Origin of the sequence: Micromonospora sp. NBC_00421 (assembly GCF_036017915.1) — a bacterium.
Lineage (GTDB): Bacteria > Actinomycetota > Actinomycetes > Mycobacteriales > Micromonosporaceae > Micromonospora.
In genome coordinates, this window is record NZ_CP107929.1 from 3,398,829 (window position 1) to 3,420,719 (window position 21,891).

Sequence of the window (21,891 nt, forward strand, 5' to 3'; positions counted from 1 at the left end):
CCGTAGGTCCCCGTCGGCGTACGCGCCAGTAACCGGGGGACTCAGCCGATGCGTGGCTTCAGGTCCTGGTGGGGCGGCATCCACTCCCCCGCCACGGCACCCGACTGCTCGCCCGAGCGGATGTCCTTGACCTGGTCGCCCTCGGCCCCGGGGAACCACACGTACGGAATGCCTCGGCGCTCGGCGTACCGGATCTGCTTGCCGAACTTCGCCGCGTTCGGCGACACCTCGGTCGGCACGCCCCGCGACCGCAGCGCCTCGGCCACGGCGTTGCTGGCCGCCCGCTCCTCCTCGACGCCGACCGCCACCAGCACACACGTCGGCACGTTGCGCGAGATCGACAACGCGTCGGCGCCGAAGAGCAGGCCGAGCAGCCGGGTCACCCCGATCGAGATGCCGACGCCCGGGTACGACACGGCACCGGCGCTGGCCAGGTCGTCGTACCGGCCCCCGGAGCAGATCGAGCCGAAGCGCTCGTATCCGAGCAACTGCGTCTCGTACACGGTGCCGGTGTAGTAGTCCAGGCCACGGGCGATCCGCAGGTCGGCGACGCAGAGCCCCGGCGCGTGCGCGGCGGCGGTCTCCACCACCGCCACCAGTTCGGCGATGCCCTCGTCGAGCAGCGGATCGGTCACCCCGAGGGCACGCACCGCGTCGGCGAAGGAGGCGTCCGGGGCGGAGATCTCGGCCAGCGCGAGGCACGCCTTGGCCTGCGCCTCGCTCGCCCCGGCCGTCTCGGCCAGCAACCCGGCCACCTTCGCCGGACCGATCTTGTCGAGCTTGTCGACCGCGCGCAGCGCCGCCTCCGGATCCGTCAGCCCGATGCCCCGGTAGAAGCCCTCGCAGATCTTGCGGTTGTTGACCTGGATCCGCACCGGCGGGATGGGCAACGCGCGCAGCGCGTCCCCGATCACCAGTGGCATCTCCGCCTCGTAGTGCGCCGGCAGGGTGTCCCGGTCGACGATGTCGATGTCGGCCTGGAGGAACTCCCGGTAGCGCCCCTCCTGCGGGCGTTCACCCCGCCACACCTTCTGGATCTGGTAGCGGCGGAACGGGAACTGGAGCTTGCCGGCGTTCTCCAGCACGTACCTGGCGAACGGCACGGTCAGGTCGAAGTGCAGGCCGAGCGCGTCGTCACCGGCCGGGCCGTCCGCGTCGGCCTGCAACCGACGCAGCAGGTAGACCTCCTTCGAGGTCTCGCCCTTGCGCAGCAGTTGGTCCAACGGCTCCACCGACCGGGTCTCCAGCGGCGCGAACCCGTACAACTCGAAGGTGTGCCGGATCCGGTCGAGGACGAACTGCTCGATCATCCGCTGCGACGTGGTCCACTCCGGGAAGCCGGAGATGGGCGTGGGCTTGCTCATGGCGTACTCCTTGCGGGTCCGCGCGGGGTGCGCGGTGAGATCGACAGGCCCGCGCGCGGCGCGGACGAGACTAGAGGCCGCGGGTGGGCGCGGTCGGGCGTGCGCCGCCCGGACCCGCCACGTCGACGAGGTACGGGTTGCTCGCGCGCTCGCGGCCGATGGTGGTCGCCGGGCCGTGGCCCGGCAGCACGACGGTGTCGTCGGCCAGCGGGAGGACCTTCTCCCGCAGGCTGGTCAGCATCCGGGGCATGCTGCCGCCCGGCAGGTCGGTGCGGCCGATCGAGCCGGCGAAGAGCACGTCACCGGAGAGGCAGAGCTGCTCGGCCTCCCAGGGCGAGCCTGCGCCGGGCAGCCGGAACAGCACCGACCCGCCGGTATGGCCGGGTGCGTGGTCGACGGTGATCTCCAGACCGGCCAGCGCCAGCGTCGCCCCGTCGGTCAGCTCCGCGACGTCGTCGGGCTCGGTGTAGGGCAGCCGGCCGCCGAACAGCGCGGTGAGGTCCATCGAGAGCGCCTTGGTCGGGTCGGCCAGCAGCTCCCGGTCGTCCGGGTGCACGTACGCCGGGATGCCGCGCGCGCCGCAGACCGGGGCGACGGAGAAGGTGTGGTCGAGATGGCCATGGGTGAGCAGCACGGCGGCCGGGTGCAGGCGGTGCTCGGCGAGCACGGCGTCGAGCCGGTCGAGCACCCCGATGCCGGGGTCGACCACCACGCACTGCTCCCCCGGCGCGGTCGCCACCACGTAGCAGTTGGTGCCGAAGGCGTCCGCAGGAAAGCCGGCCACGAGCACGTCCACTCCCCTTCCGTTCGAGTCGTCCGTCTCCCGGGCAGCCTAGTCGCCACCGGTGATCCGGTGTCCGTTCCCACCCGTCCCACCCACCCCGGACGGCACAGTGACGCACTTTGATAAACCCAGGCCGGACCTCGTACACCACTTTCACAGCGGGTACCCGTACACTCTGCGGGCGTGTGGCGTGGCGCACCTGCGGGCACGGCGGGCGCGAACGGCCCGACCGCCGGTGACGACCAGGGTAGAGGAGGGGAGCTCGGGTGGCTTCCAGCAGGGACCGGCAGCGCAAGCTCGCGCGGGAGAAGCTCGACCGGCAGTTGGCCCGGCGGGCCGCCGCCGCCCGACGGCGTCGACAGATCCAGGCCGGGGTCGGCGCGGCCGTGGTGCTGGTGCTGATCGTGGCCGGCGCGGCCTGGGGGCTGGGCGCCTTCGACCGCGACCCCGAGCAGAAGGCCGCCGAGGACGTCTGCCTCTGGACGCCACAGGACGCGGGCGCCAACACCAACCTCAAGGACGTCGGCACCCCGGCTGCCAAGGGTCTGCCCACCTCGGGGGTGCGCACGATGACAGTCGACACCGACCAGGGCGGTCCGATCACCGCGGAGCTGGATCTCGCCGGGGCGCCCTGCGCCGGGGCGAGCATCGCCCACCTTGCCGGCGCGTCGTTCTACGACAACACCAGGTGCCACGAGATCACCGCCGAGGGAGCGCTGCGCTGTGGCGACCCGAGCGGCACCGGCCTGGGCGGCCCCACCTACACGTTCTACAACGAGAACGTGCCGACCGGGCCCGAGGCGAGCCCGTCGGCCAGTCCGGCCCCCGGTGAGCCGCCGGCCTACCCGAAGGGCACGGTCGCGATGATCGGCAACCCGCCGGGCGCCAACGGCAGCCAGTTCCTGCTCTTCTTCAAGGACTTCAACCCGGCCCAGCCGGCGTACCCGGTCATCGGCCGGGTCACCGGCGGGCTGGACGTGGTCGAGAAGATCGGTGCCCTGCCGACCGTGGACAACGGGGCGGGCGCCAAGGTCAAGCCGAAGACCGACGTGGTGATCCGCAAGCTGACCGTCGGCGAGGCGCAGGCCGGATCGGCGTCGGCCACCGGTTCCCCGGCGGCCAGCCCTCCGGCGGCCAGCCCCAGCGCCGGCTGAACCGGCCCACCACCCGTACCTGCGGCCACGCCGCGCCAGAGAACGCCCAGGAGGAGTGACCGTGACGTCCACGAGAGAGCGGCAGCGCGCGGCGGCGCGGGCCCGACTTGAGCGGGAGATGGCCGAGCGCTCGGCCAGGGCCCGCAAGCGCCGGCAGACGCAGGCGATCGTCGGGGCCGCCGCGATCCTGGTGCTCGTGGTCGCCGGCACCGTCTGGCTGGCGACCAGCCTCGGCGGCGATGACGACGACAGCAAACAGCAGGCCGCCGGCACCGAGGGCTTCTCGCAGTGCGCCTACACCGAGGCCCCGAAGGAGGGCCGACCGGCGCAGATCAAGGACGTCGGGCTGCCGCCGACCCAGCAGGCCAACAAGGGCACCCAGACGATGACCATGGAGACCAACCTGGGCCCGATCGTCGCCAAGATCGACCGGACCAAGGTGCCCTGCACGGCGGGCAGCTTCACCCACCTGGCCAGCAAGGGCTTCTTCGACAACTCGAAGTGCCACCGCCTGGTGACCGAGGGCATCAAGGTGCTCCAGTGCGGTGACCCGAGCGCGACCGGCAAGGGCTGGCGGCAGACCGACGGCACCGGCGGGCCGAGCTACGCCCTGGCCGAGGAGAACCTGCCGACCGACAAGCGGCCCCCCTACCCGGAGGGTGTCATCGCGATGGCCAACTCCGGGCAGGAGGGCAGCACCGGCAGCCAGTTCTTCATCGTCTACGGCGACTCGCAGCTCGACGCGAAATACACCGTGCTGGGCACCGTCACCACCGGCATGGACCTGGTCAAGCAGGTCGCCGCAGCCGGTGACGACAAGGCGTACGCCCAGCAGGCCGGGGGTGGCCACCCCAAGAAGGAGGTCACCATCACCAAGCTGACGATGAGCGACATCGAGGGCTGACCCCTCCGGTACGACGCAGCGCCCGCCGGCTGAGCCGGCGGGCGCTGTCGTGTCCCCGGTGGCGCTGCCGGTCCCCCGAGGGCGCTGTCGTGTCCCCGATGGCGCTGCCGTCGCCGGTGACGCTGTCGTGTCGCTGGTCCGGGGTCTGTCGTGGCGCTGGCCTGGCTGCCCGTCAGGCGCCGGAGGTGACCCGGTAGGCATCGAAGACCCCGTCGACCTTGCGGACGGCGGCCATCAGGTGGCCCAGATGCTTCGGGTCGGCCATCTCGAAGCTGAACCGGCTGACCGCCACCCGGTCCCGGGTGGTGGTGACCGTCGCCGACAGGATGTTGACCCGCTCCTCGGAGAGCACCCGGGTGACGTCGGCCAGCAGCTTGTGCCGGTCGAGGGCCTCCACCTGGATGGCCACCAGGAACGTCGAGGCGGAGGTGAGCTTCCAGCTCACCTCGACCACCCGCTCGGCCTGGGCCCGCAGGTCCTCGGCGTTGGCGCAGTCGTCGCGGTGCACGCTGACCCCGCCGGAGCGGGTGACGAACCCGAAGACCGAATCCGGGGGCACCGGCGTACAGCACCGGGCCAGCTTGATCCAGACGTCGCTGACGCCCCGCACCACCACCCCGGGATCGCTGCTGTTCTGCCGGCTGTGCGGCGGACGGGTGGCCACGGCGGTCTCGGCGATGTCCTCCGCCGCGCCCTCCTCGCCGCCGTACGCGGCCATCAGCTTCTGCACCACCGACTGCGCCGACACCTGGCTGTCGCCGACCGCCGCGTAGAGCGAGGCGACGTCGGCGAGGTGCAGGTCCCGGGCGATCGCCATCAACGCGTCGGAGGTGAGCATCCGCTGCAACGGCATGCCCTGCTTGCGCATCGCCTTGACGATCGAGTCCTTGCCGGCCTCGATCGCCTCCTCGCGCCGCTCCTTGTTGAAGTACTGGCGGATCTTGGTACGCGCCCGGGGGCTCTTGACGAAGCTCAGCCAGTCCTGCGTCGGGCCGGCCGTGTCGGACTTCGAGGTGAAGATCTCGATCACGTCACCGTTTGACAGCGTCGACTCCAACGGCACGAGCTTGCCGTTGACCCGCGCCCCGATGCACTTGTGCCCCACCTCGGTGTGCACCGCGTACGCGAAGTCCACGGGCGTCGAACCGGTCGGCAGCGGGATGACGTCACCCTTGGGGGTGAAGACGTACACCTCCTGGCTGGACAGGTCGAACCGCAGCGCGTCGAGGAACTCCGACGGGTCGGCCGCCTCCCGCTGCCAGTCCAGCAGCTGCCGCAGCCACGTCATCTCGTCGATGTGCGCCGGCGGGCCGACGATCTGGGTGCCCTTGTGCTCCTTGTACTTCCAGTGCGCGGCGATGCCGAACTCGGCGGTGCGGTGCATCGCGTACGTGCGGATCTGCATCTCCACCGGCTTGCCGGTGGGCCCGATGACAGTCGTGTGCAACGACTGGTACATGTTGAACTTGGGCATCGCGATGTAGTCCTTGAACCGGCCCGGCACCGGCTGCCAGTTGGCGTGGATGACCCCCAGCGCCGCGTAGCAGTCCCGCACCGTGTCGACCAGGATCCGCACCCCGATCAGGTCGTAGATGTCGTTGAAGTCCCGCCCCCGCACGATCATCTTCTGGTAGATCGAGTAGAGGTGCTTCGGTCGACCTGTCGTCTCGGCCTTGATCTTGGCGGCCTTCAGGTCGGTGCCGACCTTCTGGGTGACCTGCTTGAGCAACGACTCCCGCTGCGGCTGGTGCTCCCCGATCAGCCGCAGGATCTCCTCGTAGCGTTTCGGGAACAGGGTGCCGAAGGCCAGATCCTCCAGCTCCCACTTGATGGTGTTCATACCGAGGCGGTGGGCCAGTGGCGCCAGGATCTCCAGCGTCTCCTTCGCCTTCTGCTCGCGCTTGGGCGCCGGCAGGAAGGAGAGCGTACGCATGTTGTGCAGCCGGTCGGCCAGCTTGATCACCAGGACCCGCGGGTCCTTCGCCATCGCCACGACCATCTTGCGGATCGTCTCCGCCTTGGCCGCGTCGCCCAGCTTGACCTTGTCGAGCTTCGTCACGCCGTCGACGAGCAGGGTGACCTCGGGCCCGAAGTCGGCCCGCATCTGGTCGAGGGTGTACTCGGTGTCCTCGATCGTGTCGTGCAGCAGTGCCGCCACCAGCGTGGTGGTGTCCATCCCCAGGTTGCCCAGGATGGTCGCCACCGCGAGCGGATGGGTGATGTACGGGTCGCCGGACTTGCGGTACTGACCGGAGTGCCAACGCGCGGCGGTGTCGAAGGCCCGCTGGAGCAGCCGGGCATCCGCCTTGGGGTGGTTCTCCCGGTGGCTGGCGATCAGCGGTTCGAGCACCTCGCTGACCTGGGAGCTCTGCCAGGGGGCGTTGAACCGGGCCAGCCGCGCCCGCACCCGACGCCCGGTCGGCGCGTTGGACAGCGCGAAACCGGCGCTCGGCGACGGGTCGTCGGCGGTCGACGACTCCACGGCCACGCCGTCGGGCGCGGCACCGGCGGCGTCGCCGACTCCCGCAGGGCTGGCCGGTGGATCGTTCTTCCGATCGGTCACCGCGCCGTCAGTGTCGCCTGTCGGGTGCACCGTGCCCTCCACCGGAGGGACGACATCGTGGGACACCGGCCTCCTCACCGATCGCCGGGACCACGCCGGCCGTGCGGCCGACGCCTTGTCTTCCAACCGGCCTTCGCGCCGGCATGTTCCCATCGACCGTCGTCGGGCCGATGGCGTTGCCCGCCGGCCGTGCGGCCGACGACGTGCCCACCGACCGGACGGGTGATCGCCCGGTCAGCAATGGGCAATGCTACCCGCACGGTAGGTGCCGTGCCGCTCCGCCGGACGGTCCGTCCCTGGTCGCCGGGACGTCCCGGGCGTCAAACGGTCAGCAGGGCATGGACCGGACGCCCGGCGAGCCGCTCCCGCCCGCCAAGGAAACCCAACTCCAGCAGTACGGTGAAACCGGCCACCGTGCCGCCGGCGCGCTCGACCAGGTCGAGGGTCGCCTCGGCGGTGCCTCCGGTGGCCAGCACGTCGTCGACCACCAGCACCCGGTGCCCGGCGGTGAAGGCGTCCTGGTGCACCTCCAGCGTCGCCTCGCCGTACTCCAGGGCGTAGGAGGCCGAGTACGCCGGCCGGGGCAGCTTGCCCGCCTTGCGCACCGGCACCACACCCAACCCGGTGGCGTACGCGATCGCGGCGGCGATCACGAACCCCCGGGCCTCGATGCCGACCACGATGTCGAAGCTGTCCCGCCCGTGGTGTGCGACGATCCCGTCGATCACCTCACGGAACACGTCGCCGTCGGCGAACAGCGGCATCAGGTCCTTGAACATGACCCCGGGCTTGGGGAAGTCCGGCACGTCCAGCACCCGGCTGGCGACCAGCCGGGCCACCTCCGGGCCGCTGTCTCCCCGTACACCGGTGCTGTGGGTCTCGGTCACGGTGGTCGGCTCTCCTTCGATACGACGACGGCGTCCGTCATGCTGCTCGCACAGCATGGCGGACGCCGTCGACTCGACGTGTGGCGGGTCGCCCGTCGGTCAGCGCCGCTTCGCGCCGCCGGGCCGGTTACCCCCGCCGCCGCTGGGCCGGCCACCCCGGGCCCCTGTCGCCCGCTTGGCCGCCGGGCGGGAACCGACCTTCGGCGCGCTGCCGGCCAGGGCCGCCGCCTCCGGGTCGATCGGCTCGTCGACGGTCTCGTCACCGGCGGGCCGGGCCGCGCCGCGCGGGGTGATCTCGCCCCGGGCGACCGCGCCCCGGCGGGCCAGCACCCGCTTGGCGTGCGCCTCGATCCGCGGGTCCTGGTTCTTCAGCAGCACCAGCAGCGGGGTGGAGAGCAGGATCGAGGTCAGGAACGCCATCGCCATACCGACGAAGAGCACCAGGCCGAGGTCCTTCAGGGTGCCCGCGCCGAGCAGGCCGGCACCGATGAAGAGCAGACCGCCGACCGGGAGCAGGGCGACGACCGAGGTGTTCAACGACCGCATCAGGCTCTGGTTGAGCGCCAGGTTGGCCGCCTCGCCGTAGGTCTGGTTGTTGTTGGCGGTGATGCCCCGGGTGTTCTCCTGGACCTTGTCGAAGACCACCACCACGTCGTAGAGCGCGAAGCCCAGGATGGTGAGGAACCCGATGATCGTCGACGGGGTGACCTCGAAACCGACGAGCGAGTAGATGCCGGCGGTGAGGATCAGGTTCATGAACAGCGAGATGATCGCGGCGACCGCCATCCGCCACTCGAACCGCAGCACCAGGTAGACCGCCACCACCAGGACGAAGATGACCAGGCCGAGCAGCGCCCGGGAGGTCACCTGACTGCCCCACGCCTCGCTGACCTGGCTGCCGCTGATCTGGTCGGCGTTGATGCCGAACTCGTCGGCCATCTCGGCCTTGACCGCGTTGGCCTGCTCGGCGCTGAGCTGCGAGGTACGCAGCTCGTAGTACTGACCGCTGGTGCTGCCGACCTTCTGCGCGGTCACCACCTTCGCGCCGTCGCCCTCGGCCGCCAGCGCGTCGTTGACCTTGGCCTCGGCCTGGTCCAGGGTGCCGACGCTGGCCGGCACCTGGAACGAGTTGCCGCCGGCGAACTCGATGCCCAGGCTGAAGCCGCGCACCGCGAAGCTGAGCACGGCGATCAGCACCAGCACCCCGGCGACGGTGAACCACAGCTTGCGCCGGCCGACGATGTTGAGACCGGCCTCGCCCCGGTAGAGCCGAGACGCCAGACCACTCTTAGCCATCTCAGGCCTCCTTGACGCGCGAGTTGCGGGCGGTGCCCGGGTCGGCCGAACGGGCGGGCAGGGCCCGACCGAGGCCGCTGACCCGGGGCGACAGGAACGCCGGGGTCCGGGCGAACATCGTCATGATCGGGTGCCGGAAGAGGAAGACGACCACCAGGTCGAGCACGGTCGCCAGGCCGAGGGCGAAGGCGAAGCCCTTCACCGTGCCGACCGAGACGATGTAGAGCACCACGGCGGACATCAGGGTGATCGCGTTCGCCGAGATGATCGTCCGGCGGGCCCGAATCCAGGCCCGGGGCACCGCGCTGCGCGGGCTGCGCCCCTCCCGGATCTCGTCCTTGAGCCGCTCGAAGTAGATGACGAACGAGTCCGCCGCCACACCGAGCGAGACGATCATGCCGGCGATGCCGGCCAGGGTGAGGGTGAAGCCGATCGACCGGCCGAGCACCACCAGCGCGCCGAAGACCAGCAGCGCGGAGAGCACCAGGCTCAGGAAGATCACCGAACCGAGCAGCCGGTAGTAGAAGAACGAGTAGATGATGACCAGCAGCATGCCGATGCCGGCGGCCAGCAGACCGGCCCGCAGGTGGCTGTCGCCCAGCGTCGCCGTGACGTTCTGCTGCTCCTGCGGCACGAAGGTGACCGGCAGCGCGCCGTAGCGCAGCTGGCTGGCCAGCGCGTTCGCCGAGGTGTTGTCGAAGCTGCCGGTGATCTGCGAGTCGCCGGTCAGCACGCCCTGGATCTCGGGCGAGGAGACGATCTCGTTGTCCAGCACCACCGCCACCCGGCACTTGCCGTCCTGGCCCAGCGCCGTCTGGTCGCAGCCGCCACCGGTGTTGTTGAACGCCTCCCGGGTCAGCTCGGTCCACTTGGACTGACCGTCACCGGTGAAGTTCAGGCTGACCACCCAGGTGCTCGCCTGGTCGAGGACGGCGTTGGCGTCCTTGACGTCGGTGCCCACCACCTTGGCCTGGTCGAGCAGGTACTTCGCCGCGCCGCCCTCACAGGCGACCGCCTGCTGCTTCTCGTCCTTGATCGACGCGGGGGGCCGCTTGTCGAGCTGGGCGCAGGTGATGGTCGGCACGTTGAACTGCATCTGCGGGGTCAGCACCGCGACCTCCTGCGCGGAGAGCGTGCCGAACGGCTTGAACGTCTCCGCCAGGGCCGGGTTGGTGGCCAGGTCGGCCGGGGCCTGGAGCCCGCTCGCGGCGGCCCAGGCGGGCGCGCCCACCTTCTTCTCGACGGCCTTGCGCTGCTCCTCGATGCTCTGCGGCACCGGGGCCTCGGTGGTGCTGGGCGAGGCGGCGGGGGCGCTCGGCGAGGGCGACCCGGACGGGGTGGCGCTCGGCGCGGGGGCGCCGCCGCCCTGACCACCGGCGCTCGGCGAGCCGGTCACCTTGGGCGACGCGCCGCCGGAGGCCTTCGGCGAGGGGCTGCCCGACGGGCTCGGCGCGGCGCTGCCGGACGGGGCCGGCGTCGGGGTCGCCGGGGCGGCGACCGCGCCGCTGCCGTCGGCGGCCTTGAGTACCTTGCGGAAGCGCAGCTCCGCGGCGCTGCCGACGTCGGTGAGGTCACGGTTCTCACCGGGCAGGGAGATGACGATGTTCCGGTTGCCCTCGGTGACCACCTCGGCCTCGGCCACCCCGTAGGCGTTGACCCGGCTCTCGATGATCTGCCGGGCCTCCTCCAGGTTGGCCGACGTCGGGGGCTTGCCGTCGAGGCTGTTGGTCGCCTCCAGCGTCAGCCGGGTGCCGCCGATCAGGTCCAGGCCGAGCCGGGGCTCCAACCGGTCCTTCCAGCCGCCACTGGCGCCGCCCGAGAAGAACACCAAGGTAAAGAGGACGACGAAGATGAACCCGAGCACGGCGAGCTGCCGCCCGGGGCGCATCTGTCCCTGAGGTGGTGCCACGGCTGTCTGTCTCCCTGTAACGGTCGCGCCGCCGGTGCAGCGGCGGCGAGGTCGGAGCGGAATTCTCGCCCCGACGTGCTCTGCGCGGACCACTCCCGACCGGCGGCACGGCGCACCGCCGCCGACGTGGGGGCGTCGAGCGGACGGGGCGCGTGCCGACCCTGGAGACCGGCCCACCTATCCAGTTGTCCCGCCTGCCCGCTCGGTGCGGGCGGGCGCTCACTCCTTGACGGCCTCCGCGTCCTCGGCGACCGGCTCGTCGGCCTCCGGCCGCTCGGCCCGGGTGACCACCCGGGCGATGGCCGGACGGGCGTAACGGGTCTGCACGCCGGGGGCCACCTCCAGCAGCACGGTGTCGTCCTCGACGCCCACGACCGTGCCGTAGAGCCCGCCGATGGTGACGACCTCGTCACCGGGGCCGAGCGCGGACTGCATGGCCTCGGCCTCGCGGCGGCGCTTCTGCTGCGGCCGGATCATCATGAAGTACATGACCCCGAAGAGCAGGGCGATCATGATGATCGGCGTCAGGCTGCCGGCGCCTCCGCCGGACTGTGCTGCGTAAAGCACGGTGTGCGACCTTCCCATTGGCCCCCGTCACGGCGCGTAGGCACCGGAGCGGAGGCGGATATTCACATCCTGTACAGACCGCGGCGAGTCTAATCCCTGCACCTGGGAACGCCGAATGCGGCGCAGATCACGTTCAGATCACGGTGGATCGGGCGCGTTCGAGAAGAGATCAGGCACAGCGGGGGCTTCCATGCCAAATGTACCATTTGGCGGCGTGCGGCCCAGGTGCCGCCAGGCAGCCTCGGTGGCCACCCGCCCCCGGGGCGTCCGCGCCAGCAGACCGGCCCGGACCAGGAAGGGCTCGCAGACCTCCTCCACCGTGTCCGGCTGCTCCCCCACCGCCACCGCGAGGGTGGACAGGCCCACCGGCCCGCCCCGGAACGAGTCGACGAGCGCGGTCAGTACCGCCCGGTCCAGCCGGTCCAGGCCCAGGGCGTCCACGTCGTACACGGTCAGGGCGGCGCGGGCGGTCTCCAGGGTGACCACGCCCTCGGCCCGGACCTCGGCGTAGTCCCGCACCCGGCGCAGCAGCCGGTTGGCGATCCGGGGCGTGCCCCGGGACCGGCCGGCGATCTCCACCGCCCCCTCCGGGGTGATCGGCACGCCCAGGATGCGCGCCGACCGGTGCAGCAGCGCCTCCAGGTCGGCCGGGGAGTAGAAGTCGAGGTGCGCGACGAAGCCGAACCGGTCCCGCATCGGGCCGGTCAGCAGGCCGGACCGGGTGGTCGCGCCGACCAGGGTGAACGGCTCCACGTCCAGCGGGATGGCGGTCGCCCCCGGCCCCTTGCCGACGATCACGTCGACCCGGAAGTCCTCCATGGCGCTGTAGAGCAGCTCCTCCGCCGGCTTGGCGATCCGGTGGATCTCGTCGATGAACAGCACGTCGCCCTCGGCGAGGCTGGTCAGGATGGCGGCCAGGTCGCCCGAGCGCTCGATCACCGGACCGCTCGTCACCCGGATGCCGGAACCCAGCTCGGCGGCCACGATATTGGCCAACGTCGTCTTCCCAAGGCCGGGAGGCCCCGACAGGAGGATGTGGTCCGGTGGGGCGCCGCGCCGCATAGCGCCCTGCAACAGCAGGTCGAGCTGGTCGCGCACCCGGTGCTGGGCGATGAACTCGTCCAGCCGCTTCGGCCGGACGCTGACCTCCGCGTCCCGCTCCGCGTCGTCGGCGTACGCCGAGACCAGGCCGTCGCCGGTCATCGGGTCCGGCCGAGCAGTCGGATGGCCTGCTTGAGCAGGACCGGCACCGGCGGGGTGGGGCCGTCCACGGTCTCCGCCACGGCGGCCACCGCCTGGTCGGCCTGCCCGGCCGTCCAGCCGAGCCCGACCAGTGCCTGGCGGACCTGGTCCGGCCAGGCACCGGCGGTCACCCCGGCCGCGCCGTCGGCGCCCACCGGCACCGGGCCGATCCGGTCGCGCAACTCCAGCACCAGCCGCTCGGCGCCCTTCTTGCCGATCCCCGGCACCCGGGTCAGGGCGGCGGTGTCGGCGTTGGCGATGGCCTTGCGGACCGCGTCCGGGGTGTGCACGGCCAGCACCGCCTGGGCCAGCCGCGGGCCGACCCCGCTGGCGGTCTGGAGCAGCTCGAACAGTTGCTTGGCGTCGTCGTCGGCGAAGCCGTAGAGGGTGAGCGAATCCTCCCGGACCACCAGGCTGGTGGCGAGCCGGGCCGGCTGGCCGACCCGCAGCTCGGCCAGGGTGCCGGGGGCGCACTGCACGGCCAGGCCGATCCCGCCGACCTCCACCACCGCGTGGTCCGGACCGGTCGCGGTCACGGTGCCGCGCACGCTGGCGATCATCGCGCTCCTCCTCGTCGTGCCCGGTCGGCGGCGACTGCCAACTTGGACCGGGTGCCGCCGCGCCACACGTGGCAGATGGCCAGGGCCAGGGCGTCGGCCGCGTCGGCCGGCTTTGGCGGCTCGGCCAGCCGCAGCAATCGGGTGACCATGGTGGTCATCTGCTTCTTGTCGGCCTGACCGGAGCCGGTCACCGCCGCCTTGACCTCGCTCGGCGTGTAGGTCTGCACCGGCAGCCCGGCCCGCGCCCCGGCCAGTACGGCGATCCCGCTGGCCTGGGCGGTGCCCATCACGGTGCGCACGTTGTGCTGGCTGAACACCCGTTCGACGGCGACCGCGTCGGGCCGGTGCTCGGCCACCAGGTCGGTCAGCGACCGGTCCAGGTGCAGCAGGCGCAGGGACAGGTCGTCGGCGGGATCGGTGTAGACGACGTAGTAGGCGACAAGCGTGCAGGGCCGCCCCGGCACGCCCTCGACCACGCCGACCCCGCACCGGGTCAGCCCCGGATCGACGCCCAGCACGCGCACGCCGCCTCCTCCCCGACCCTCGGCAGTACGTGTGTTCGACACCCTACTGCCGCACCCCGACGCGCCGGTGAGCGGACACGCCGTCCCCCGCCCGACCGGCACGGACGCGCTGCCGGCCACACAGTTCGGGGGTGGAGTATGTGTCGCCGACCCATGTGCCGCCGGTCGGTCAGCTCGTAACTTCTGCGCCATGACGGCAGAACCCGTGGCGCTCCCCCATGTCGTACACGTCGACCTCGCCGGTCGGCGTGCCCTGGTGACCGGTGGTGGCAGCGGCATCGGCCGGGCCTGTGCGCTGCGGCTCGCGGCGGCCGGCGCGGCGGTGCGGGTGGTGGACCGCAACGTCGAGGCGGCCAGGGCGGTGGCCGCCGAGGCGGGCGGGCGGGCGGAGGGGGTCGACCTGGCCGACCCCGAGGCGGTGGCGGGCCTCGACGCGGACGTCGACATCGTGGTCAACAACGCCGGGCTCCAGCACGTCGCCCCGGTGCCGGACTTTCCCGTCGAACGCTTCACCCACCTGCACCGGGTGATGGTCGAGGCGCCCTTCCAGATCATCCGCCGGGCGCTGCCGCACATGTACGCCCGCCGCTGGGGGCGGATCGTCAACATCTCCTCCGTGCACGGCCTGCGCGCCTCCCCCTACAAGGTGGCGTACGTGTCGGCCAAGCACGCCCTGGAGGGGCTGTCCAAGGTGGTCGCCCTGGAGGGCGCGGCACACGGGGTCACCGCCAACTGCATCAACCCGGCGTACGTGCGGACCGCGCTGGTGGAGGGTCAGATCGCCGACCAGGCGGCCCGGCACGGCATCGGCGAGGACGAGGTGGTCGAAAAGATCATGCTGGCCCGGGCCGCGATCAAGCGGCTGATCGAGCCGGCGGAGGTGGCCGAACTGGTGGCGTACCTGTGCGCGCCGCCGGCCGCCTTCATCACCGGCGCGTCGATCCCCCTCGACGGGGGCTGGACGGCGAGCTAGTGGGCACCCGGACAATGGGCGGCATGTCGTCGCCGGTCGAGTTCCTGGAGTTGCTCGCCCGGGAGGCGGCGGCTGTCGAGTTCGAGGGTCCGCTGGTGGCCGCCCGGGCCGCCGGGCTGCCCCCGGAGCGGCTGGCCGAGCTGGAGCAGGCCAAGCTGGTGGCGCTGCGGGTACGCGGCCTGCTGGAGCGTCGCCGCCGCCGGGAGAGCGAGCTGTCCGGGCTGTACGACACCGCCGGTGACCTGGCCGGGCTGCGCGACCTGGACGACGTGCTGCGGGCCATCGTGCACCGGGCCCGGCACCTGCTCGGCGCGGACGTGGCCTACATGACGCTCAACGACGACGAACGCGGTGACACCTACATGCGGGTCACCGACGGGTCGATCTCGGCGGCGTTCCAGCGGCTGCGGTTGGAGCTGGGCGACGGGCTGGGTGGCCTGGTGGCGCAGACCGGCACCCCGTACGTGACCGCGAACTACGCCGAGGACGAGCGGTTCCACCACACCGGTGAGATCGACTCCGGGGTGGGCGAGGAGGGGCTGGTGGCGATCCTCGGGGTGCCGCTGCGCCTCGGGTCGAGCGTCATCGGGGTGCTCTACGCGGCGAACCGGTCGGCCCGCCCGTTCGCCCGGGAGGAGGTGTCGTTGCTGGTCTCGTTGGCCGCGCACGCGGCGGTGGCGATCGACACCGCCCGGCTGCTGGCCGAGACCCGGGCCGCGCTGGCCGAGCTGTCGGCGGCCAACACCACCATCCGGGCGCACAGCAGTTCGGTGGAGCGGGCGGCGGCGGCGCACGACCGGATGACCGCGTTGGTGCTGCGCGGCGGCGGGATGCCGGACGTGGCGGCGGCCGTCACCGACGTGCTGGGCGGGGCGTTGCTGGCGCTGGACGCCGAGGGTCGGCTGCTGGCCCGGGTGGGCGAGCTCGGCGAGCCGGACCGGGCCGACCTGGTGGAGGCGGTGGCGGCCTCCCGTACCGAGGGGCGCAGCGTGCGGCGGGGCGACCGCTGGTACGCCGCCGTGGTGGCCGGCACCGAGAACCTGGGCGCGTTGGTGCTGCGTCCCGACGGTGACCTGGTCGACGCCGACCAGCGGATCCTGGAACGGGCGGCGCTGGTGACCGCGCTGCTGCTGCTGTTCCGGCGGACGGTCGCCGAGGCGGAGGGCCGGGTCCGGGGTGAGCTGCTCGACGACCTGATCGCCCGGCCGTTGCGGGACACCGACGCGCTGCGCAGCCGGGCCCGCCGGCTCGGGGTGGACCTGGACGCCCCGCACGTGCTGGTGGCGGTGGGTGACGACGCGTTCGCGGCGACCGGTTCGGCCCGGCTGCGGGTGTTGTCCTGGGCCACCACGTACGCCTCGACCCGCAGTGGACTCGCCGCGGCCCGCGACGGACGGGTGGTGCTGATGCTGCCGGGGGGCGACGCCGGGGGCAGCGCCCGCGCGGTGGCCCGGGACCTGTCCCGGGTGACCGGTCGGCCGGTGACCGCCGGGGCGAGCGGGCCGACGGTCGGTCCGACGGCGTTGGCGGCGGCCTTCACCGAGGCGGACCGCTGCCTCACCGCGCTGGGGGCGTTGGGCCGGGTCGGCGAGGGGGCGAGCACCGCGGAGCTGGGCTTCGTCGGGCTGCTCCTGGGCACCGTCGGCGACCAGGGGGAACGGGACGTGACCCGGTTCCTCACCGCGACCGTGGGGCCGGTGGTCGACTACGACGCGCGGCGGGGCACCGCGCTGGTGCGCACCCTGGAGGCGTACTTCGGGGTGGGTGGCAGCCTGGCCCGGGCGGCCGAGCAGCTGCACGTGCACGTCAACACGGTGACCCAGCGGCTGGAGCGGGTCGGGCAGCTGCTCGGGCCGGACTGGCAGCGGCCGGAGCGGGCACTGGAGGTGCAGCTGGCGCTGCGCCTGCACCGGCTGCGTACCCCCGGCTGAGCCCGGCCGGGCGCCGGTGGGGGCGGCTCAGCGTGGCCGCAGGCCGGCCAGCACCCCGTCGACGACCTTCTCCGGGAGGAGCCCGTCGTCCAGCTCCGGGTGCCAGCGCAGCAGGCGCTGGATCAGCATCGGCCCGGTGAGCAGCGCCATAGCCACCTCGATGTCGAGATCGGCCCGCAGCTCACCGGTGCCGACCCCACGGCGCAGCACCTCCCGCATCAGCTTCCGCCGGGGCTCGATGATGTTCTGGTAGAGCATGAAGTGGTCCGGGCTGCGGTTCACCTCGGGCACCAGGCACGGCATGATCCGGGCGGCCCGCGGGTCTATGTTGCGCCCTACCGCGCCGACCAGCAGCACCAGGTCGTCGCGGACGGAGTGCCCGGCGGGTTGCGCGGCGACCCCCTTGAGCCGGCGCAGCGCGTCCAGCAGCAGGGCGTCCTTGCCCGCCCAACGGCGGTAGATGGTGGCCTTGCCCACCCCGGCGCGGGCGGCGATCGCCTCGATCGACAGCGCCTCGAGGGTGCTGCCCTCGGCGAGCAGGTCGAGGGTGGCCTCGATGATGGCTTCGTCCGCACGGATGCTCCGCGGTCGCCCGGGCGACCGCGGAGCATCCGTGGTGGGGTTCGTCTCCGACATCGTCCCGCGGACCTATGTGGTCCCGGCCAGTTCCCGCTCCTCCACCGGCGTCGTGGTGGTGGCGGTGGCGGGCCGACCCGGCATCCAGCGCAGCACGATGAGGATGCCGAGGGCGGCCACCACCGTGGAGATCGCCGCCGCCCAGTGCATCGCCGAGACGAAGGAGTCGTTGGCCGCCGCGATCAGCTTCGGCGCCGCCGGGCCGAGCTGCGCCGCCGCCGCGTACGCCCCGGAGACGGACTCGTTGGCCGACTCCCGGGCGGGGGCCGGCAGGCCGTCGAGGGCCGAGGCGATGTCCTGCCGGTAGACCGCGGAGAGCACCGAACCGATGACCGCGACGCCCAGCGCACCGGCGATCTGACGGACGGTGTTGCTCACCGCCGACCCGACGCCGGCCTTCTCCCGGGGCAGCGCCGACATGATCGACTCGGTGGCCGGCGGCATGATGTTCGCCATCCCGACACCCTGGAGGAAGAAGGCCACCAGCACCACCCAGAGCGGCGTGTCGGCCTCGATGAAGGCGAAGGCGGCAAGCGACACGGCGGTCAGCACGAGGCCGACCGTGGCGACCGACCGGCCGCCGTAGCGACGCACCATCGCGGCGCTGCGGGGGGCGAAGACCAGCTGGGCACCGGCGAACGGCAGGAAGCACAGGCCGGTCTCCAGCGGGCTGTAGCCCCGGACCAGTTGCATGTAGAAGGAGCTGAAGAACATCACGCCCATCGCGGCGAAGAACACCAGGCCGACGATCGCCACCGGCGCGGCGAACCGGGGCACCCGGAACAACCGGACGTCCAGCGACGGGTGGTCGCTGCGCCGCTCGTGCGCGACGAACCAGGCGAGCACCGCCACCCCGCCGAGGATGGCGGCCCACACCGTCACCCGGCCGAAGCCGTGCTCACCGCCGTCGATGATGCCGTAGGTCAGCGCGATCAGCCCGACGACCGAGAGCAGCACGCCGAGCACGTCGACCCGGCCCGGTCGGGGGTCGCGGGACTCGGGCACCAGCAGGGCCACCAGCACCACCCCGACCGCCACCACCGGCACGTTGATCAGGAATACCGAACCCCACCAGAAGTGCTCCAGCAGCGCGCCGCCGAGGATCGGGCCGATCGCCACCGCCAGGCCGACCGCGCCGGCCCAGACGCCGATCGCGCGGCCCCGTTCCCGGGGGTCGAAGACGTTGGAGATGATCGACAGGGTCACCGGCATGATCGCCGCGCCGCCGACGCCCATCAGGGCACGGGCCGCGATCAGCTGGCCGGGGCTCTGCGCGTACGCCGACAGCAGCGACGACAGGCCGAACAGGACCAGACCGACGAGCAGGAACCGGCGGCGGCCGACCCGGTCGCCGAGGACCCCGAAGGTGAACAGCAGGCCGGCGAAGACGAGGGTGTAGGAGTTGATCGCCCATTCCAGCTCGCCCTGGCTGGCCCCGAGGCCGTGCACCGGGTCGGCCAGGGTGCGCAGGGCGACGTTGAGGATGGTGTTGTCGAGGACGACGACGAGCAGGCTGATCACCAGCACGCCCAGGATCGCCCACCGTCTCGGATGTCCGGTGTTCTCGTGCGGTTGCATGCGTCCGGCGCTCCCCCCGGTTCACCCGTCCCGTGCAATACGAGACGGGTAAGACTCGTAACGGCCCTCACCTTACGAGCGCGATGTTTCGATACGACACCGGTTCGTATCGGATGTGGTACGGGTCACCCCGCACCGGCGGAGGGCGGCGCGGGTCGGACCGGCACGCCGCAGGCGACCAGCGCGGCGGAGAAGCTGGTCAGCCGGGTCGACGGGGGCGGTAAGGGCTCGATCCACCCCGGGCCGGCGGCGTACACGCGTACCTCGGGGAAGTCGCGGCCGAAGCGGACCAGGCGGTACGCGCGGCCGGTGACCGGCGTCTGCGACCAGACCACCACGACCCGCGGGCGGGCCCGCAGGACGGCGGACCGCAGCGCCGCCCAGGGCAGGGCCGGCCCGAGGTGCACACAGCCCCGGCCCTGCTCGCGCAGCGCGGCGGCCACCGCGTGCAGACCCAGGCAGTGCAGCTCGTGCTCGGCCCCGGCGAGCAGCACGCCGTCGGTGCGCAACCGCCGACCGGGGTCGCGCCGGTGCACGTCCAGCCCGATCCGGACGCCCTCGGACACCGCGTGTTCGACGGCGATCTCGGCGGCGTCGCGCCCGCGCAACCCGGCCAGCAGCGGCACGCAGAGCCCCTCCCAGACCGCCGCCACCCCGACCTCGGCGGCGAACTCCAGCACCAGCGCGGCGACCAGGTTCGCGTCGAGGTCCTCGGCGGCCGCCGAGAGCCGCTTGCGCGCCGTCTCGACGGTCTGGACCGGCATCGGATCTGTCAACACCAGACGCACCCCCGGGTAGGTCACCACTACCAGGGGTTCGCCCGGACAGGGCCGAACGGATGCGCCGTCGGTGGATTTCTCGGCGCCGGCTCAGTCGGTGAGTGCCGCCACGGCCAGGTCCACGTCCGCCTCGGTGGTGTAGAGGTGGAACGCGACCCGCACCTGCCCGGCGCGGACCGCCGCCCGCACCCCGGCCCGCGCCAACCGCTGCCGCGCGTCGGGCACCTCCACCGCGACGATCGCGCTGTGCCCCGGTGGTTGCCCCAGCCCGGCCAGGAACCGGTTCGCCAGCGCCACGTCGTACTCCCCGATCACCGCCGGGTCGAGCTCGGCGACCAGTTCCAGGGCCGGTGCGGTGCCCACCCAACTGAACCAGGCCGGGGAGATGTCGAACCGGCGGGCGTCGTCGGCCAACCGCAGCGGCGGACCGTAGTAGGTGGAGTGCGGGTCCTTGCCCGCGTACCAGCCGGCGGCGTCCGGGCGCATCCGCTCCCGCAGCGCCGGTGCCAGGTAGGCCAGCGCCGAGCCGCGCGGCGCCATCAGCCACTTGTACGCCCCGACCGCGACCGCGTCGGCAAGCGAGGCGTCGAACGGCAACCATCCACACGCCTGGGTGGCGTCCACCACCACCCACGCGCCGTGCGCGCGGGCCGCGGCCACGATCTCGGCGTACGGGGCGACGACCCCGTCGGCGGACTGCACCAGGCTGAACGCCACCAGGTCGGTGTCGGCGTCGATCGCGTCGCACAACCCGGCCAGCGGCACGGTGCGCACCCGCACCCCCCGTTCCTCCTGCACCAGCCAGGGGAAGAGGTTGGAGGTGAACTCGACCTCCGGGACGACCACTGTGGCCCCGGCCGGCAGGGCGGCGGCGACCGGCGCGAGCAGCTGCGACACGGTGCTGCCGACCGTGACGTCCGCCGCCGGCACCCCGACCAGCCCGGCGAAGGCCTGCCGGGACCGCTCGGTCGCCTCCCCCCACACCTCCCACGAGGTACGCCCCACCCGCCAGTCGGCCAGCGCGTCCTGCACCGCCGTCCAGACCGGCTCGGGTGGGAGCCCGTAGCTGGCGGTGTTCAACCAGCCGGGCTCCGGCTGCCACAGCTTGCGTGCCTGTTCCAGCTCCATGGTGTCGAGGCTAGTGACGACCCGGTCACCCGGTCAGCGCCAATCGGCCGGTGGTGGCCCCCGCCCGCCGTCGGCCCGCCCACCGTCGGCCCGCCCGCCGCCGTCGTATGTCGGTGCCGGGGTCGGGATCGGGTGCCGGCGCGGTCGGCCTTGACGGGCTGGCCTAGGTTGATGATCCACATCGCGACGAACCCCTGGAAGGGTGATGCCCCGTGCCGGTCGGCTTCACATTCGCCGTCATCCTCGCGATCGGGCTGGCGATCGCCGGCGCGGTGGCGCTCCTCGCCCGCCACCGGGACGTCAAGCGCATCGCCGCCCTGGTCGCGCTCGGCTGCCTGGCCGGCGCGCTGCTCTTCGGTGTGGGGGCCAGCGCGCACTCCGTGCCGATCCGTTCGGTCGGCATCGTCACCAGTTTCAACAAGCCGACCGGCGAGGTCACCGGCTCCGGGCTGAAGTGGGTCGCCCCCTGGCAGAAGGTCGGCGAGTGGGACGCCGGCCGGCAGAAGTACGACCACATCGGCGGCGACCAGTGTGTCCGGGTCCGCACCGGCACCCTCGCCGACGCCTGCGTGGAGGTGCTGATCGAGTGGCAGGTCAAGCCCGAGAACGCGCCGAAGCAGTTCATGGACTACAAGGGCGACTTCGAGAGCTTCCGGGGTCAGCGGGTGGGGGTGCAGCTGGACAGCGCGGTCAACGACGCCTTCGCCGCGTACAACCCGCTGGAGAAGATCGACGCCCGGACGGGCAACCTGAACGTCGACCTCAAGCCGTTCGCCGAGGGCATCCGGGGCAACGCCGAGGGCCGTCTCTCCGGCGACGTCGACATCCTGTCCGTCACCATCACCCGGGTCAACCACGACGACAAGACCGAGGGCAACATCAAGGCCTTCCAGGACAAGCTCGCGCAGACCCGCAACCTCGAACAGGACCGCAAGAACGCCGACATCCAGAAGCAGATCACCGAGACCAACGCCAAGGTCGACAAGGTGTCCCGCTGTCTGGAGATCGCGGAGAAGAACGGCAGCACCCCCGGGCTGTGCATCAACCCGGGAATCGTCACCGGCGGCAAGTGACCCCGCCGGCTGACCATCGGCCGGCAGGTGACCACCGGC

19 protein-coding genes are annotated in these 21,891 nt (G+C 72.3%); 5 read left to right on the forward strand and 14 right to left on the reverse strand.

Annotation, left to right across the window (positions count from 1 at the left end; all coding sequences use genetic code 11):
* Positions 1 to 41: 41 nt before the first annotated feature.
* Positions 42 to 1,364 (reverse strand): histidine--tRNA ligase, encoded by a 1,323-nt coding sequence (gene hisS / locus OHQ87_RS14020; RefSeq protein ID WP_328348520.1) that lies wholly within the window; start codon positions 1,362 to 1,364, stop codon positions 42 to 44.
* Between the two features lie 70 nt (positions 1,365 to 1,434).
* Positions 1,435 to 2,154 (reverse strand): MBL fold metallo-hydrolase, encoded by a 720-nt coding sequence (locus OHQ87_RS14025; RefSeq protein ID WP_328348841.1) that lies wholly within the window; start codon positions 2,152 to 2,154, stop codon positions 1,435 to 1,437.
* A 260-nt stretch (positions 2,155 to 2,414) separates the two neighbouring features.
* On the opposite strand from OHQ87_RS14025, the gene OHQ87_RS14030 reads away from it, so the two are divergent.
* Both OHQ87_RS14030 and OHQ87_RS14035 read left to right on the forward strand, forming a co-directional pair.
* Positions 2,415 to 3,302 carry a peptidylprolyl isomerase gene (locus OHQ87_RS14030; protein ID WP_328348521.1) on the forward strand — a complete coding sequence of 296 codons (888 nt, stop codon included), beginning with the start codon at positions 2,415 to 2,417 and terminating at the stop codon, positions 3,300 to 3,302.
* A 61-nt stretch (positions 3,303 to 3,363) separates the two neighbouring features.
* Positions 3,364 to 4,206: a peptidylprolyl isomerase gene (locus OHQ87_RS14035; RefSeq protein ID WP_328348522.1), complete on the forward strand. Its 843-nt coding sequence runs from the start codon at positions 3,364 to 3,366 to the stop codon at positions 4,204 to 4,206.
* Positions 4,207 to 4,378: 172 nt separating this feature from the next.
* On the opposite strand, the gene OHQ87_RS14040 is transcribed toward OHQ87_RS14035, so the two are convergent.
* The 8 genes from OHQ87_RS14040 to ruvC all read right to left on the reverse strand — a co-directional run bounded on the left by OHQ87_RS14040 (position 4,379) and on the right by ruvC (position 13,754).
* Positions 4,379 to 6,811, reverse strand: coding sequence for a RelA/SpoT family protein (locus OHQ87_RS14040; RefSeq protein WP_328348842.1), 2,433 nt, complete (start codon positions 6,809 to 6,811; stop codon positions 4,379 to 4,381).
* Positions 6,812 to 7,089: 278 nt separating this feature from the next.
* Positions 7,090 to 7,656 carry an adenine phosphoribosyltransferase gene (locus OHQ87_RS14045; RefSeq protein ID WP_328348523.1) on the reverse strand — a complete coding sequence of 189 codons (567 nt, stop codon included), beginning with the start codon at positions 7,654 to 7,656 and terminating at the stop codon, positions 7,090 to 7,092.
* Between the two features lie 99 nt (positions 7,657 to 7,755).
* The gene (secF, locus tag OHQ87_RS14050; RefSeq protein ID WP_328348524.1) at positions 7,756 to 8,952 is read right to left on the reverse strand and encodes a protein translocase subunit SecF; all 1,197 of its coding nucleotides are present in this window, start codon (positions 8,950 to 8,952) and stop codon (positions 7,756 to 7,758) included.
* Position 8,953: 1 nt separating this feature from the next.
* Positions 8,954 to 10,861 (reverse strand): protein translocase subunit SecD, encoded by a 1,908-nt coding sequence (secD, locus tag OHQ87_RS14055; RefSeq protein ID WP_328348525.1) that lies wholly within the window; start codon positions 10,859 to 10,861, stop codon positions 8,954 to 8,956.
* A gap of 219 nt (positions 10,862 to 11,080) precedes the next feature.
* The gene (yajC, locus tag OHQ87_RS14060) at positions 11,081 to 11,446 is read right to left on the reverse strand and encodes a preprotein translocase subunit YajC (RefSeq protein ID WP_442930773.1); all 366 of its coding nucleotides are present in this window, start codon (positions 11,444 to 11,446) and stop codon (positions 11,081 to 11,083) included.
* A gap of 120 nt (positions 11,447 to 11,566) precedes the next feature.
* Positions 11,567 to 12,631, reverse strand: coding sequence for a Holliday junction branch migration DNA helicase RuvB (ruvB, locus tag OHQ87_RS14065; RefSeq protein ID WP_067307871.1), 1,065 nt, complete (start codon positions 12,629 to 12,631; stop codon positions 11,567 to 11,569).
* Positions 12,628 to 13,230 carry a Holliday junction branch migration protein RuvA gene (gene ruvA, locus OHQ87_RS14070; protein WP_067307819.1) on the reverse strand — a complete coding sequence of 201 codons (603 nt, stop codon included), beginning with the start codon at positions 13,228 to 13,230 and terminating at the stop codon, positions 12,628 to 12,630. The genes ruvB and ruvA overlap by 4 nt, the downstream gene beginning before the upstream one ends.
* On the reverse strand, positions 13,227 to 13,754 hold the full coding sequence (gene ruvC / locus OHQ87_RS14075) for a crossover junction endodeoxyribonuclease RuvC (protein WP_328348527.1): 528 nt from the start codon (positions 13,752 to 13,754) through the stop codon (positions 13,227 to 13,229). Before ruvC ends, ruvA begins: the two co-directional genes overlap by 4 nt.
* A 190-nt stretch (positions 13,755 to 13,944) precedes the next feature.
* Between ruvC and OHQ87_RS14080 the strand changes: the two genes are divergently transcribed.
* Both OHQ87_RS14080 and OHQ87_RS14085 read left to right on the forward strand, forming a co-directional pair.
* The gene (locus tag OHQ87_RS14080) at positions 13,945 to 14,727 is read left to right on the forward strand and encodes a 3-hydroxybutyrate dehydrogenase (RefSeq protein WP_328348528.1); all 783 of its coding nucleotides are present in this window, start codon (positions 13,945 to 13,947) and stop codon (positions 14,725 to 14,727) included.
* A gap of 14 nt (positions 14,728 to 14,741) precedes the next feature.
* Positions 14,742 to 16,658, forward strand: a complete 1,917-nt coding sequence (locus OHQ87_RS14085; RefSeq protein ID WP_328348843.1) for a helix-turn-helix domain-containing protein — start codon at positions 14,742 to 14,744, stop codon at positions 16,656 to 16,658.
* A gap of 27 nt (positions 16,659 to 16,685) precedes the next feature.
* Here the strand turns inward: OHQ87_RS14085 and OHQ87_RS14090 are convergent, their stop codons facing one another.
* The 4 genes from OHQ87_RS14090 to OHQ87_RS14105 form a co-directional block, all read right to left on the reverse strand.
* Positions 16,686 to 17,294, reverse strand: a complete 609-nt coding sequence (locus OHQ87_RS14090; protein WP_328348529.1) for a TetR/AcrR family transcriptional regulator — start codon at positions 17,292 to 17,294, stop codon at positions 16,686 to 16,688.
* Positions 17,295 to 17,306: 12 nt separating this feature from the next.
* Positions 17,307 to 18,872 carry an MFS transporter gene (locus OHQ87_RS14095; RefSeq protein WP_328348530.1) on the reverse strand — a complete coding sequence of 522 codons (1,566 nt, stop codon included), beginning with the start codon at positions 18,870 to 18,872 and terminating at the stop codon, positions 17,307 to 17,309.
* A 125-nt stretch (positions 18,873 to 18,997) separates the two neighbouring features.
* Entirely contained in the window at positions 18,998 to 19,651 is a 654-nt protein-coding gene (locus OHQ87_RS14100; protein WP_328348531.1) for a transcriptional regulator, read from the reverse strand.
* Positions 19,652 to 19,741: 90 nt separating this feature from the next.
* Positions 19,742 to 20,779, reverse strand: coding sequence for an aminotransferase class V-fold PLP-dependent enzyme (locus OHQ87_RS14105; protein ID WP_328348532.1), 1,038 nt, complete (start codon positions 20,777 to 20,779; stop codon positions 19,742 to 19,744).
* A gap of 212 nt (positions 20,780 to 20,991) precedes the next feature.
* Here OHQ87_RS14105 and OHQ87_RS14110 point away from each other — a divergent pair, with 212 nt between their 5' ends.
* Complete coding sequence (locus tag OHQ87_RS14110; RefSeq protein WP_328348533.1) at positions 20,992 to 21,852, forward strand: SPFH domain-containing protein; 861 nt, start codon at positions 20,992 to 20,994, stop codon at positions 21,850 to 21,852.
* Positions 21,853 to 21,891: the final 39 nt, after the last annotated feature.